This is a genomic window from Staphylococcus sp. GDB20D11A, assembly GCF_016893255.1.
GTDB lineage: Bacteria > Bacillota > Bacilli > Staphylococcales > Staphylococcaceae > Staphylococcus > Staphylococcus aureus.
Map to the genome: position 1 here is coordinate 411,423 of NZ_JAFEPJ010000003.1, position 15,711 is coordinate 427,133.

Below are 15,711 nucleotides of genomic sequence, written 5' to 3' on the forward strand. Positions count from 1 at the left end.
TAATTAGTGAAATATCCTTAGTCTTTTTAATGTTTTTGATATAAAAGAGGTGTAACATGTTAAAACTTTTACAACAATACGAATATAAAATTATATATAAACGTATACTTTACACATGTTTTATCTTGTTTATTTATATATTAGGTACAAATATTTCTATCGTTTCGTATAACGATATGCAAGTAAAACATGAGTCGTTTTTTAAAATAACTATTTCTAATATGGGTGGAGACGTTAATACTTTAAACATTTTTACTTTGGGATTAGGTCCGTGGCTAACATCAATGATTATCTTGATGCTGATTTCTTATCGGAATATGGATAAATACATGAAACAAACAAGTCTTGAGAAGCATTATAAAGAGCGCATCTTAACATTAATTTTAAGTGTTATTCAAAGTTATTTTGTGATTCATGAATATGTTTCGAAAGAACGTGTTCATCAAGACAATATTTACTTAACAATATTGATTTTGGTTAATGGAACGATGTTATTAGTTTGGTTAGCTGACAAAAATAGTCGTTACGGCATCGCAGGACCAATGCCGATTGTAATGGTTAGCATTATTAAATCAATGATGCATCAAAAAATGGAATATATAGATGCAAGTCATATTGTGATTGCGTTGTTAATCATCCTTGTGATAATCACATTGTTTATCCTATTATTCATTGAATTAGTAGAAGTTAGAATTCCGTATATTGATTTGATGAATGTCTCGGCTACAAATATGAAATCTTATTTGTCTTGGAAGGTTAATCCTGCAGGCAGTATTACATTAATGATGAGCATTTCAGCTTTTGTTTTCTTAAAGAGTGGCATTCATTTTATTTTATCAATTTTTAATAAAAGCATATCAGATGACATGCCAATGCTGACGTTTGATAGCCCAGTAGGTATTTCAGTATATTTAGTGATTCAAATGTTATTGGGTTATTTTTTATCGAGATTTTTAATAAATACAAAACAAAAATCAAAAGACTTCTTGAAAAGTGGTAATTATTTTTCAGAAGTTAAACCTGGTAAGGATACAGAACGTTACTTAAATTATCAAGCACGACGCGTATGTTGGTTTGGATCGGCATTAGTTACAATCATTATTGGTATACCGCTTTATTTCACATTGTTTGTACCGCATTTATCTACTGAAATTTATTTCTCAGTACAACTGATTGTATTAGTTTACATCAGTATTAATATTGCAGAAACAATTCGTACATATTTATATTTTGATAAATATAAGCCATTTTTAAACCAGTATTGGTAAGGAGGTAATTATGAAATACTTTATTCCAGCTTGGTATGATGACCAACGATGGTGGCAAGACACGACTGTGCCGTATTATCAGACGCAAAATAAGACGGAATTTGACGATATGATTAGTTTAATGGGGATGCACCTTGAAAATAATTTAGATTATCAACTGATTGTTCTCAATCATGCGCCGAATATAAGAACATTTTTACATCGATATGATTTGTATGAAACAAAGTATTGGTCTGTGTTTGATGAAATTCAAGGATTCAGTCACCATGCGCCACAAGCGATTAATTATCATCACTTAAAATGGCCGGATGATGTTGAGTTTGTGTACACGCCGTATTTATTAAAATGTGTGACGAGTGAACAGACCTATACAAATATTTATTTTAGTCAAGAAGGATATTCAATTTGGTTTGAAGAATTTGAAAGAGATCAGTTACAACGGCGTTATATTTTTGATGATAGAGGTTATTTATCAGCTATACGTTATTTTGATAATCAGGGAGAGGCTTCTTACCAAGAATATTTAACGATTAATGGAGATTGTGTGCTTTATGAAAACTTTAAAAATGGACGAGTCACTGTTTCAAAAAGATATCAACATCACTATCAACAAACAGAATATAACAATATGGCTCAACTAATTGAAGAAAAATTTCAAGCAATGATTGCACAACAAATACACGAAGATGATCATGTGATTGTGGCTTCAGATGCTAGGCACAATCGACAAATAGCCAATCATATTCCGGCGAAATTATTAAGTTATTCATTTTTTAAAAATAGAAATGAAACTGTGTCAGATGAGGAATATCAATCTATCGTAAAGAATGCCCATTTAATTGTTGATAGTGTGCAACTAGAACGTGATTTAATTAGTCATCAAGAGAAGTATCAGCGAGAGAATACAATGATTCGAATCACGCCATTTGAAACGAGACAATCACCTAATATAAGTAGTCAATTGATGGAAACATTTATAGGTGTATGGATAGATGGTATGAGTGACGCTGATTTGCAACAAATGATGCAACGACTTGTGGATTATATCGCACAAGAAGATAATTACCGTTTAATTTTATTAACGCGCCATCAAAATGACATACCGATGTGGCTTCGTGAATGTATTGCGTCGGTAAATGAGGAATACCAAGCTAAACAGAATGCGGATGTTAATGTTTCAGCATTAATGACACCTGAAGATCAAGATGACATCATTGCTGTTAAGACGATACATGCTGAACATGATGTTGTAGAAGCATTGCGGACGTTGCGACTTGTGATAGATATGTCAAAAGAACCTGATTTGTATTTACAAATTAGTGCAATTAGCGCTGGGATTCCACAAATTAATGGTCAACAAACAGATTACGTCTCTGATTATGACAATGGCCGTATTATAAATACAGTTGATGAATTAGATGATGCGTTAAATTATTATTTGTTTTATTTGAAAAATTGGAATTATGCGTACGCCTATTCTTTAAAATTAATAGATGCATATGCTTCTAAGAATATTATTAATCAGCTCGATGAGTTAATAGAAGGTGAAAATGATGCCACGTAAATTTAGAGTTTTGCAAATTGGAGGAGACGATTTAGAACCTATTTTCCAACACAAAAAAGGTGTGAGTTGGGATTACTTCGATATTGGATTGTTTGAATTTGATAGTGGTTATGTAGAGGCTATTGAAGCGATTGTTGAAGCTGAAGGGCGCTTTGATTTTATCTATATTCAAGCACCATACTCGGAGACATTAACGAATTTATTACAAATGATAAGCGAACCATACAATACGTATGTTGATGAATCATTTTGGTCTGTTGAATATGAACAAGACGAAAATGTCCAAAAATACGTTGTTCAACCATTACATTACCGGAACATTGAAGAACGTAATAATAAATTAGAGGCAGTTAGCTTCTCAGGACAGTATGGAGATAAGGTTTCTCCTAAGTTAGCACTTGTTCATCCGAATTTTAAAGGAGATATCGTTTACCAAGGTAATTCAGAGCTCACGTTGAGTGGAGAATTTGGAAAAGAATTTAAACCTATCGCATCTTGGCAAAATAATCTCGTTTACGATAAAGATAAAGTCATTCAAATATGGCCAGAATTTGATATTGATGGTGCGGTCGAGTTGCAATATACATTTAGATTGATTCAGACTGGCGCTGATGGTGCATTAATTGAACAAATCATATTGACTGATGATATGTTAGATAGTCCTTTAGAGATACCTACGAAACCATTTGATGCTTATATAAGTGTAACTGTTAAGGCGCGTGGCAACGGGACGGTACATTTAGGACCTATACACAAACGATGGTCTAGATTAGACATGGGTCAATTTTTACTTGGTGGTAGTCGTTTCGTAGATAGTCAACGACAGGAATTTATTTATTATTTTCACCCTGGTGATATGAAACCACCACTAAACGTATATTTTAGTGGTTATCGAACAGCGGAAGGTTTCGAAGGATATTATATGATGAAACGTATGAATGCACCGTTTTTACTTATCGGCGATCCTCGTGTTGAAGGTGGTAGCTTTTATATCGGTTCATCTGAATATGAACAAGGTATTATCAATGTTATTGACGAGACATTAGAAAAGCTGAATTTTAAACCACATGAATTAATATTATCTGGTTTATCTATGGGGTCATTTGGTGCCTTGTATTATGGTGCTCAGTTAAATCCTCAGGCAATTATTGTTGGTAAACCACTTGTTAATATTGGAACGATTGCTGAACATATGCGATTACTTAGACCAGAAGAGTTCGGCACAGCATTAGACGTCCTGGTGTCTAATGAAGGTGATACATCTCAAGCGTCGATAAAGGCATTAAATCAAAAATTTTGGCAAACATTTCAAAAGAAATCATTGTCACAAACTGTTTTTGCCATAGCATATATGCAACATGATGATTATGATCCACATGCATTTCAAGAGCTACTACCTGTATTGACAGCACACCAAGCAAGAGTGATGAATCGCAGTATTCCTGGGCGACATAATGATGATTCACCTACCATTGCAAGTTGGTTTGTTAATTTTTACAACATTATTTTGGAAGACAAGTTTGGGAGAGTTCAACATGCTGAAAAACAAAACATTTAAAGTTACTTGGAATTATATTTCACAAACTACATTTATGTATGGCTCAAAAGTATCATTTTCAAATGGTGAAGTGACTTTTATAAATCCTTTGATGCCCTCTGGATTACCGATTCATGAGTGGTTGATGTTAAAACAATTTTCAAAATATAAAAGTGCGCCAAGTTTACCAATTTTGCGTAGAGGACAGTATTATAAATTGCATTTTGATTTTGATGCAACGCCTGCTGGTTCAGTGTATTTTATCATCATTTTTTATAATAAAAATGGCACAAAACTAAGTACTGAGATTGTAAAGTCAAATAGTATTACGATTCAATATCCTGATGAAGCCTATGCTTATAAAATAAAAATGATGAATGCAGCATCGACGAGTCTTATATTTAGATGTTTAACAATTACAGAGATGACGCATCAAGATGATTTAGAGTATAAAAGCATGCGGGTGACGAAGATAGGTGATGACCAATATGGAAATGATAGGATCAATGTCATTATTGCAGAACCATCTGACGCCTATCCAACTATTTCGAATGATTTTTTGAAACCGTTTGGTCATGTTTGGCTCGTTGAACGTTGGATGGACGGCAATATCGAGGAAAATATTAAGCAACTAAAGAATGATTTGCAAAGTCAAGATACCATAAAGGCTATTAATTTGATTAGTTATGGGTCAAAGTCAAATGTTTTTGCAACTTATGTCGCTCAGCATTTAGATTGCAAAGTGTATCGTACAAGCCATGAAGATGATGATTTAAAAGATTGGTTTAAAGAACATGTCCCAGGAAATCATGAACTAAAAGATACAAATGTCGAGGTTTATTTTAAAGAAGAGCAAGACAACCATCTAAATTATATGTCACGTTTAATGAATCCAGTACGATTTTTAGATTACTTAGATGTATCGAAACTGAATGGTGGGGAAGTAAATGAAACATAAACTAGATGTTACGATAAACGAATTAAGACTAAAGTCGATTAGAAAAATAGTGAAACGCATCAATACATGGAGCGATGAAGTTAAATCATATTCTGATGATGCGTTAAAACAAAAGACAATAGAATTTAAAAAACGTTTAGCATCAGGAGTTGATACACTAGACACATTGTTACCTGAAGCTTATGCAGTGGCACGTGAAGCGAGCTGGAGAGTATTAGGTATGTATCCTAAAGAAGTTCAGTTAATCGGAGCGATTGTATTGCATGAAGGTAACATTGCGGAGATGCAAACAGGCGAAGGTAAAACATTAACAGCAACGATGCCTTTATATTTAAATGCACTTTCGGGAAAAGGAACATATTTAATTACAACGAATGATTATTTAGCGAAGCGTGATTTTGAAGAGATGCAACCATTATATGAATGGTTAGGTTTAACTGCTTCATTAGGTTTTGTTGATATTGTGGATTATGAGTATCAAAAAGGGGAAAAACGTAATATATATGAACATGATATTATATATACAACTAATGGACGTCTCGGTTTTGATTATTTAATTGATAATTTGGCAGATAGTGCGGAAGGAAAATTTTTACCACAATTAAATTACGGTATTATTGATGAAGTGGACTCAATCATTTTAGATGCTGCTCAAACACCATTAGTTATTTCGGGCGCACCAAGATTACAATCAAATCTATTTCATATTGTGAAAGAGTTTGTAGATACATTGATTGAAGACGTGCATTTTAAAATGAAGAAGACCAAAAAAGAAATATGGCTGTTAAATCAAGGTATTGAAGCGGCACAATCATACTTTAATGTTGAAGATTTATATAGCGAAAAAGCGATGGTCCTAGTGCGTAATATTAATCTAGCACTGCGCGCGCAATATTTGTTTGAATCTAATGTCGATTATTTCGTATATAATGGTGATATTGTTTTAATTGACCGTATTACAGGTCGTATGTTACCGGGAACTAAGTTGCAAGCTGGACTTCACCAAGCTATTGAAGCGAAAGAAGGTATGGAGGTTTCAACAGATAAAAGTGTTATGGCAACAATTACCTTCCAGAATTTATTTAAACTTTTTGGATCATTTTCAGGTATGACAGCTACAGGAAAATTAGGCGAATCAGAGTTCTTTGATTTGTATTCAAAAATAGTCGTACAAGTACCAACTGATAAAGCGATTCAACGTATCGATGAACCAGATAAAGTGTTTCGTTCAGTTGATGAGAAAAACATCGCGATGATTCATGATATAGTTGAACTTCATGAAACGGGGCGACCGGTTTTACTCATAACGAGAACTGCTGAAGCGGCTGAATACTTTTCGAAAGTATTATTCCAAATGGATATTCCTAATAATTTACTCATTGCGCAAAATGTTGCAAAAGAAGCGCAGATGATAGCTGAAGCAGGGCAAATTGGTTCCATGACTGTTGCGACTAGTATGGCAGGTCGAGGCACAGATATTAAACTTGGTGAAGGTGTCGAAGCATTAGGTGGATTAGCTGTTATTATTCATGAGCATATGGAAAATAGCCGTGTAGACAGGCAATTACGTGGTCGTTCTGGTAGACAAGGAGATCCAGGATCATCTTGTATATATATTTCACTAGATGATTATTTAGTTAAGCGATGGAGCGATAGTAATTTAGCGGAAAATAATCAATTATATTCATTAGATGCACAACGATTATCGCAAAGTAGTTTGTTTAATCGCAAAGTTAAGCAAATTGTAGTTAAAGCGCAGCGTATCTCGGAAGAACAAGGGGTTAAAGCTCGTGAAATGGCTAATGAATTTGAAAAAAGCATTAGTATACAGCGAGATCTTGTATACGAGGAACGCAATCGAGTTTTAGAAATAGATGATGCTGAGAATCGAGATTTTAAAGCGTTAGCTAAAGATGTATTTGAAATGTTTGTAAATGAGGAAAAGGTGCTAACAAAATCGCGTGTTGTCGAGTATATTTATCAAAATTTAAGTTTCCAATTTAATAAAGATGTGGCTTGTGTTAATTTTAAAGATAAGCAAGCAGTAGTGACATTTTTATTAGAGCAATTTGAAAAGCAAGTAGCTTTGAATCGTAAAAACATGCAAAGTGCATATTATTATAATATTTTCGTTCAAAAAGTCTTTTTGAAAGCAATTGATTCATGTTGGTTAGAACAAGTCGACTATTTACAACAATTAAAAGCAAGCGTTAATCAACGACAAAATGGGCAACGTAACGCTATTTTTGAATACCATAGAGTTGCATTAGATTCATTTGAAGTTATGACACGAAATATCAAAAAAAGAATGGTGAAAAATATTTGTCAAAGCATGATTACATTTGATAAAGAGGGTATGCCAGTTATACATTTTCCATAAATGAAAAGGGGTAGCGCATGACAATATATAATATAAACTTTGGTATAGGCTGGGCGAGTAGCGGTGTTGAATATGCACAAGCTTACCGTGCTAAATTATTGAGACGTACAAATCAAGACACTAAATTTGTGTTTTTAGATTTTATACAGTCAGAGAACATACAGACATTAACGCAAAACATTGGGTTTGAAGATCAAGAAGTTATTTGGTTGTATCAGTATTTTAGTGACATTTCTATAGCGCCAACAACGTACACGTTAGATGACATTGAACGTGAGCTTGGTCATGATATTAGTTTTAGAGAAAGAAATGGTAAGATAGTCCGCCTATATTTTAATGGGAAATCCTCATTTGTAACATGTTATCTGCAAAATGAACAAAAAGACATTGTGGATCGTGCAGAATTTGTAATTAATAGTATGTTAGTACGTAAAGATTTTTATAGTTATACACGCATATTTTCTGAGTATTATGCACCAGCTGATAATAAAGCGAAATTATATATGCGACAATTCTATAATGAAAATGGCTCCATCGCTTATAACGAATATATTGATGGAGACAGCTCTATATATGTGTTTGAAGATGCGGTGTTGTATAACAAAACGGAATTTATTGCATACTTTTTACAACGATTGAATTTAACCCGAGACGATATTGTCATATTAGACCGCGCTTCTGATATTGGTCAGGCTGTTTTGCAGCATAAAGGTGATAGTAAAGTTGGTGTTGTGATTCATGCTGATCATTATAGTAATAATATGATGAGTGAGCAGCATATACTATGGAACAATTATTATGAATATCAATTTTCAAAAGCTAAATACATTGATTTCTTTATTACAGCAACAGATATTCAAAATCATATGGTTTGTCGACAATTTGAGCAATATCAAGGTTATCGTCCACGTGTTTATACTATTCCTGTGGGAAGCATTGATGCATTATCATATCCAACGTTATCAAGAAAGTCATATGCGATGATTAGTGCATCTCGTTTAGCAAATGAGAAACATATTGATTGGCTTGTTAAAGCAGTTATCGTGGCTAAACGACAAGTGCCAGAATTAACATTTGATATTTATGGAGAAGGTAGCGAGAAGACGCGACTGCGTAAAATTATTGATACACACCGCGCGCAAGATTATATTCGTTTACTAGGGCATGTTAAACTTGATGAAATTTATTCTGATTATGAGTTGTTTCTTTCTGCATCAACTAGTGAAGGTTTTGGGTTAACACTAATGGAAGCGGTAGGCTCAGGACTAGGTATGATTGGATTAAATGTGAATTATGGTAACCCAACCTTTATTCGAGATGGGGAAAATGGCTACTTGGTACCTTTTGATACCGATGAAGATAGTGTGGATGATGTTGTCGCAAAACTAGCTCATGCCATTGTAATGTATTTTAACAATGGTCCCCAGACACCACATGACATCTCTTATGAAGTGGCACAGCAATTTATGACTCAAGATATTATTTTAAAATGGGAAACATTAGTTCAAGAGGTGCTGCATGATTAAATTATTTGATTATTTTAACGATCATTCACGAAAGTTATATGAGTCTTTTAAAGCCAGTAAGTTGGAGGAAGATTTAACAATTGTACTCAATGACAATGGCTTTTTACCGGACGATGTTATATCACCGTATCAATTTTTTGCAGATAATCATAATTCAGAAAATATGAAACCACGATTTTTTAATCAGGTTACTGTACCAGCTTTTTGGGAAATTAAAGGTAACAACAATTCGGCTACAATTAATGATATGGGACGTCTACGAGGCAAAATATTTTATCAAAGTGGAGAGCGCTCTAGAATTGTTAGTCGTGTCGAATGGTTTGATGACCAACAACGTGTCCGATTTGTCGATTATTATTCTAAGAATGGTATTAAATTTGCACAAACTGTTTACGATTTAAATCGTAAAGCGATCTTGAAGAAATATATGACAGCAGAAGGTAAAGAAGTGATTTATGAAAATTTTGTAACATCTGATGTCATATTGGATTGGCAAGGGAAGTCTTACTTTTTCCCTTCAAAGCTCGCATTCGTATTATTTTTTATCAAGCAACTTGAAATTACGGAACATCATTTCGTTATTAACTCACTAGCCCTACCATTTTCAGTGTTATATAATTTGCCATCAAATGGTAGTGATGTTTTGGTATGGCAAGAACAGTGCGATGGTAATGTCCCGGGAAATATGCAATTGATGTGTAAAGGTGATATGAAGCGACATTGTAATATTATTATTCCAGATAAAAACGAATATGAAACGATGCTCAATATAGCAGACGCAAAGGTTCAATCTCGTATTTTACAAGGCGGATATCTATATAATTATCGTAGTCGTAATAGATATACTAAAGAAATTTTAATATTAACTAACTCGGATCAACTTCGTAACATCAAGGTATTGGTTGAAACTTTACCAGATTTTAAGTTTCACATCGCTGCTATTACAGAGATGTCTGATAAGCTAATGCAACTTGATCAATATGCTAATGTGCACTTATACCCATCTATTAATATAGACAGGGTAAATGAACTATACCAGTTATGTGATATTTATCTTGATATCAATGAGGGTAATGAAATTTTAAATGCGGTGGAACAAGCGTTTGACTATGAGTTGTTGATTTTAGGTTATCGTCAAACAGCACACCATGCTAAAGTAACACTATCAGAGCACTTATTTGAGCATAATGATGAGATAACAATGGAAAGTAAAGACCAATTAATACAAATGTTAGAAAGTTTGAAAGATCAACAACAGTTTCGAGATGCTTTATTAGCACAAAAAGCACATGCACACGAAATCTCGCGTGAACAATTCGAGCAAGTTTTTAAACAGGCGCTCGAAAGCTAAAAAGAAAAAGCAGTCTAAAATAAAGCATCATTTAATATAAAAGATTTGACGTAATATGATGTTAGCGACATGGACAATATGATATTACGTCATGCTTTTTTTGTTTATTTAAATATAAGCTAAGTAATAAGTGGATAATTACTAACAACAATAACTAGATAGATAAGTGTAAATTTCTTGTAAACAGGTATATAATAGTATGTAATTCTTTTAAGGAAGTAAGTGAGAAAGGAGTATGTTGATGGCTAAATATCGAGGGAAACCGTTTCAATTATATGTAAAGTTATCGTGTTCGACAATGTTGGCGACTAGTATCATTTTAACGAATATCTTGCCGTACGATGCCCAAGCTGCATCTGAAAAGGATACTGAAATTTCAACAGAGATATTATCTAAGCAAGATTTATTAGACAAAGTTGACAAAGCAAATCGTCAAATTGAGCAATTAAAACAGTTATCGGCTTCATCTAAAGCACATTATAAAGCACAACTAAATGAAGCGAAAACAGCATCGCAAATAGATGAAATCATTAAACGAGCTAATGAGTTGGATAGCAAAGACAATAAAGGATTTCAAATTGAAATGAACGGTCAAAGTGATATAGACAGTAAATTAGATCAATTGCTTAAAGATTTAAATGAGGTTTCTTCAAAGGTTGATAGGGGTCAACAAAGTGGCGAGGACGATCTTAATGCAATGAAAAATGATGTGTCACAAACGGCTACAACAAAACATGGAGAAAAAGATGATAAAAATGATGAAGCAATGGTAAATAAGGCGTTAGAAGACTTAGACCATTTGAATCAGCAAATACACAAATCGAAAGATACATCGGAAGATCCAGCAGTGTCTACAACAGATAATAATCATGAAGTAGCTAAAACGCCAAATAATGATGGTTCTGGACATATTGTGTTAAATAAATTTCTTTCAAATGAAGAGAATCAAAGCCATAGTAATCGACTCACTGATAAATTACAAGGAAGCGATAAAATTAATCATGCTATGATTGAAAAAATGGCTAAAAGTAATGCCTCAACGCAACATTACACATATCATAAACTGAATACGTTACAATCTTTAGATCAACGTATTGCAAATACGCAACTTCCTAAAAATCAAAAATCAGACTTAATGAGCGAAGTAAATAAGACGAAAGAGCGTATAAAAAGTCAACGAAATATTATTTTGGAAGAACTTGCACGTACTGATGATAAAAAGCATGCTACACAAAGCATTTTAGAAAGTATATTTAATAAAGACGAGGCAGATAAAATTCTAAAAGATATACGTGTTGATGGTAAAACAGATCAACAAATTGCAGATCAAATTACTCGTCATATTGATCAACTATCTCTGACAACGAGTGATGATTTATTAACGTCATTGATTGATCAATCACAAGATAAGTCGCTATTGATTTCTCAAATTTTACAAACGAAATTAGGAAAAGCTGAAGCAGATAAATTGGCTAAAGATTGGACGAATAAAGGATTATCAAATCGCCAAATCGTTGACCAATTGAAGAAACATTTTGCATCAACTGGCGACACGTCTTCAGATGATATATTAAAAGCAATTTTGAATAATGCCAAAGATAAAAAACAAGCAATTGAAACGATTTTAGCAACACGTATAGAAAGACAAAAGGCAAAATTACTGGCTGATTTAATTACTAAAATAGAAACAGATCAAAATAAAATTTTTAATTTAGTTAAATCGGCATTGAATGGTAAAGCGGATGATTTATTGAATTTACAAAAGAGACTCAATCAAACGAAAAAAGATATAGACTATGTTTTATCACCAATAGTAAATCGTCCAAGTTTACTAGATAGATTGAATAAAAATGGGAAAACAACAGATTTAAATAAGTTAGCAAATTTAATGAATCAAGGATCAAATTTATTAGACAGTATTCCAGATATACCCACACCAAAGCCAGAAAAGACGTTAACACTTGGTAAAGGTAATGGATTGTTAAGTGGATTATTAAATGCTGATGGTAATGTATCTTTGCCTAAAGCGGGGGAAACGATAAAAGAACATTGGTTGCCGATATCTGTAATTGTTGGTGCAATGGGTGTACTAATGATTTGGTTATCACGACGCAATAAGTTGAAAAATAAAGCATAATTATATTGGGGGAAGAGCATCTATATATTTTTTAAGTATATAAGACGTCTTATTTCCCCCCTTAAATTATTGTGAAGTATATGCAAAATGCAATGAATAGATTGTCCATCATTTTAACGTTATAATGAATTTAACGACTTAGAACTACACAAGTAAAGGAGAATGAAGATGTCTCGAAAAACGGCGCTATTAGTTTTGGATATGCAAGAAGGTATAGCGAGTAGTGTACCTAGAATAAAAAATATTATTAAAGCGAATCAGAGAGCAATTGAAGCAGCAAGACAACATCGAATACCAGTCATTTTCATACGTTTAGTGTTAGATAAGCATTTTAATGATGTCTCCTCGAGTAATAAAGTGTTTTCAACAATTAAAGCTCAAGGATATGCGATTACTGAAGCAGATGCGTCTACACGAATACTTGAAGACTTAGCACCACTAGAAGATGAGCCGATTATTTCTAAGCGACGCTTTAGCGCATTTACAGGTAGTTACTTGGAAGTTTATTTACGTGCAAATGATATTAATCATTTAGTATTAACGGGTGTCTCTACAAGTGGAGCTGTATTGAGCACGGCATTAGAAAGTGTAGATAAAGACTATTATATTACTGTTTTAGAAGATGCTGTTGGTGATAGATCAGATGATAAACATGACTTTATTATTGAACAAATTTTATCACGCTCATGTGACATTGAATCCGTAGAGTCATGGAAAAGTAGTTTATAGTTAATATAACGTCAATTAAAGCTCGGCAGTAATGTTTGAGAATAAGTACATTTGCTCATATTTATAAAATGTGTGAGATGGCAATTGAAACGGATATGATGAGGAACATTTGAACATAAAATAATATATTTATATAAAATGACCCGAGGCATTCAGTTCGAACTGAATGCCTCGGGTTTAATTGAATAAGAAATCGGACTTATGAACAGAAATATGTTTAAGTCCGAACTCCTTGTTTATACTTATAAATTTTACGGGTTTAATATAATACTTATTTACCTGTAATATATGATAATTCTTCAGCGGCAGATGCGTTGATAGTTCTATGAGAAATGATACCTAATCCTTTAACATTGGATTCTGAAATAACGATAGAACCATCACTGTTAACTTTTTCAACAAATGCTACATGACCGTAATGTTGATCTGCACCAAATTGTCCAGCCTCAAATACAACAGCAGCATGACGTTTTGGTGTATGACTTACTTGATAATCACGGTATTGAGCTCGATTATTCCAATTATGTGCATCACCTAAATCACCTGAGATAGATGTACCAAATTGTTTCATACGGTTATATACGTACCAAGTACATTGGCCATGTGGATATGGCATACTATCAGATACCTCGCGGAAAGGTTTGAATTCATCTGATGAATCATCATAATCCTTGATAGAACGTTCATATTTATCTAAATCTGGCATGCGTTCATCGTCAAACTGAGTTAATTGATAGTGTTTAATAATACTGTTTAATTTCTTAGCATAGTTTGGATCTGTAGCATATGTTTTAGATAAGTGTGATGTTGCATCTTTATAAGAATCGGCTTCCGATTTCCATGTTGGTTTATAAATTGTTCGATTGCCATCAATACCATTTTTAATAAGGTCAGAGTAATCTTTTAGTGATTCTTTCGTGCTTGGATATTTTCGGAATCCAGCATTAATACTATACAATTGATTACCATCAGCTTCTAATGTGTTAAAAGGAACAGAATTCCCTTCAAAAGCACCTTTGATACCGAATAAATTATGGTTTGGTGACTTAGCTAAAGCACTACGACCTGAGTCAGATTCTAAGATTGCTTGGGCAATCATGACAGACGCATAAATATCGTTATCTTGACCAATGCGATGTGCATCTTTAGCAATTGATTTTACAAATTGACGTGTATCTTTTGAGTCAACAACGTTAAATTGTCCACTATCATCATTGTTAGATATACTAGGATCTGTTTCGAATAATGATGTTGCACGTGTATCCTTTTGATTAACATCGTTATTGAATGATTGAGCAGGTTTAGATTTATGTTTCAATTCATCTTGTGTTGGTAACTGTGGATTCTTTGTATTAGATTTTTCATTTTTGTCTTTTTTAGATTGAGATGCGTAATCTTTTTGTGTTTTCTTTGCATCTTCACTGTATTGATCCAAAATAGAGTCTAAAGCCGAATCTGACATTGATTGATTATCTTTCGATGAAGATTTTTGATTTGCTTTATCGTCACTTGCTGGTTGACTATTTGATTGATTTGGTTGTGTTGGCTTTGGCGAATTTGGTTGCTTGTTAGATGTACTTGGTTTTGTATTGTTTGATTTAGGTGCTTTTTGATTGTCTGCTTTATCTTGTTTAGATGATTGCGTATCAGTGTCATTTTTGATGCTATTGTCACTGTTTTTATTCGAATCATTTGTTGACTTTTCACCATTACGAGGTTGTTCGTAATCAGAAATATCCGAATTTAAATTGAATAAGTTTTGGATTAAAGTTGTTAATGAGTAATTATCATCGTATTTATTTTTGGTTAGCAATTGGTTTATATTGGTTTGTGGTAAATTCTTATAAATAAAATCAATGATATTGTTAGAGTCTGAAGTGCTGTCGTCTATAGTTTTAAATTTTTTGTCGTTATTGTCTTGGTTACTTGTATTATTGTTGTCTGCTTTATCAATATCTTTACTTGTAGTATCCTTAGAAGTTTCATCGTCATTAGATTTTTTTGAATCATGAGATGTTGTCTTAGCTGTAGTATCTTTTTGAGGTGTATCAGCATAAGCGGTAGGTGAAACTAAAGTAGGTAATACGAGCGTAGTTGATAGCAAATAAATTAAAATTTTATTTTTAGGCATATTTCGTATTCTCCCTTGAAAAATATAATAATTAAGTGTGATAATAAACTATGATTTGTTATAATTTATCGTATGCTGAAAATAGTTGATAGGTATCAATCGACTAAATATCTTCCAGTAAATTGATTAT

The 15,711-nt window shown here is 33.1% G+C and carries 10 protein-coding genes; 9 read left to right on the plus strand and 1 reads right to left on the minus strand.

Going from position 1 to position 15,711, the window contains the following annotated elements:
* Positions 1-56 precede the first annotated feature (56 nt).
* The 9 genes from secY2 (at position 57) to JV528_RS04235 (ending at position 13,450) form a co-directional block, all read left to right on the plus strand.
* Complete coding sequence (gene secY2, locus JV528_RS04195) at positions 57-1,268, plus strand: accessory Sec system protein translocase subunit SecY2 (RefSeq protein ID WP_204177600.1); 1,212 nt, start codon at positions 57-59, stop codon at positions 1,266-1,268.
* A 10-nt stretch (positions 1,269-1,278) separates the two neighbouring features.
* Positions 1,279-2,832 carry an accessory Sec system protein Asp1 gene (gene asp1 / locus JV528_RS04200; RefSeq protein WP_204177601.1) on the plus strand — a complete coding sequence of 518 codons (1,554 nt, stop codon included), beginning with the start codon at positions 1,279-1,281 and terminating at the stop codon, positions 2,830-2,832.
* Positions 2,822-4,390, plus strand: coding sequence for an accessory Sec system protein Asp2 (gene asp2, locus JV528_RS04205; RefSeq protein ID WP_204177620.1), 1,569 nt, complete (start codon positions 2,822-2,824; stop codon positions 4,388-4,390). Before asp1 ends, asp2 begins: the two co-directional genes overlap by 11 nt.
* Positions 4,368-5,327, plus strand: coding sequence for an accessory Sec system protein Asp3 (gene asp3 / locus JV528_RS04210; RefSeq protein WP_204177603.1), 960 nt, complete (start codon positions 4,368-4,370; stop codon positions 5,325-5,327). Before asp2 ends, asp3 begins: the two co-directional genes overlap by 23 nt.
* Positions 5,317-7,707 carry an accessory Sec system translocase SecA2 gene (secA2, locus tag JV528_RS04215; RefSeq protein ID WP_115295981.1) on the plus strand — a complete coding sequence of 797 codons (2,391 nt, stop codon included), beginning with the start codon at positions 5,317-5,319 and terminating at the stop codon, positions 7,705-7,707. Before asp3 ends, secA2 begins: the two co-directional genes overlap by 11 nt.
* 17 nt (positions 7,708-7,724) lie before the next feature.
* The gene (gene gtfA / locus JV528_RS04220) at positions 7,725-9,233 is read left to right on the plus strand and encodes an accessory Sec system glycosyltransferase GtfA (protein ID WP_000158415.1); all 1,509 of its coding nucleotides are present in this window, start codon (positions 7,725-7,727) and stop codon (positions 9,231-9,233) included.
* Entirely contained in the window at positions 9,226-10,584 is a 1,359-nt protein-coding gene (gene gtfB, locus JV528_RS04225) for an accessory Sec system glycosylation chaperone GtfB (protein WP_204177605.1), read from the plus strand. Before gtfA ends, gtfB begins: the two co-directional genes overlap by 8 nt.
* Positions 10,585-10,825: 241 nt before the next feature.
* The gene (locus tag JV528_RS04230; RefSeq protein WP_204177606.1) at positions 10,826-12,721 is read left to right on the plus strand and encodes a GA module-containing protein; all 1,896 of its coding nucleotides are present in this window, start codon (positions 10,826-10,828) and stop codon (positions 12,719-12,721) included.
* Between the two features lie 168 nt (positions 12,722-12,889).
* Complete coding sequence (locus JV528_RS04235) at positions 12,890-13,450, plus strand: cysteine hydrolase family protein (RefSeq protein WP_000088195.1); 561 nt, start codon at positions 12,890-12,892, stop codon at positions 13,448-13,450.
* A gap of 271 nt (positions 13,451-13,721) precedes the next feature.
* Here JV528_RS04235 and JV528_RS04240 read toward each other — a convergent pair whose 3' ends face one another.
* Positions 13,722-15,581 carry an amidase domain-containing protein gene (locus tag JV528_RS04240; protein ID WP_001125620.1) on the minus strand — a complete coding sequence of 620 codons (1,860 nt, stop codon included), beginning with the start codon at positions 15,579-15,581 and terminating at the stop codon, positions 13,722-13,724.
* Between the last annotated feature and the right edge of the window lie 130 nt (positions 15,582-15,711).

Coding starts and splice junctions, on each gene's coding strand:
- secY2 (WP_204177600.1), top strand. CDS start 57: ATGTTAAAACTTTTACAACAATACGAATATAAAATTATATATAAACGT.
- asp1 (WP_204177601.1), top strand. CDS start 1,279: ATGAAATACTTTATTCCAGCTTGGTATGATGACCAACGATGGTGGCAA.
- asp2 (WP_204177620.1), top strand. CDS start 2,822: ATGCCACGTAAATTTAGAGTTTTGCAAATTGGAGGAGACGATTTAGAA.
- asp3 (WP_204177603.1), top strand. CDS start 4,368: ATGCTGAAAAACAAAACATTTAAAGTTACTTGGAATTATATTTCACAA.
- secA2 (WP_115295981.1), top strand. CDS start 5,317: ATGAAACATAAACTAGATGTTACGATAAACGAATTAAGACTAAAGTCG.
- gtfA (WP_000158415.1), top strand. CDS start 7,725: ATGACAATATATAATATAAACTTTGGTATAGGCTGGGCGAGTAGCGGT.
- gtfB (WP_204177605.1), top strand. CDS start 9,226: ATGATTAAATTATTTGATTATTTTAACGATCATTCACGAAAGTTATAT.
- JV528_RS04230 (WP_204177606.1), top strand. CDS start 10,826: ATGGCTAAATATCGAGGGAAACCGTTTCAATTATATGTAAAGTTATCG.
- JV528_RS04235 (WP_000088195.1), top strand. CDS start 12,890: ATGTCTCGAAAAACGGCGCTATTAGTTTTGGATATGCAAGAAGGTATA.
- JV528_RS04240 (WP_001125620.1), bottom strand. CDS start 15,581: ATGCCTAAAAATAAAATTTTAATTTATTTGCTATCAACTACGCTCGTA.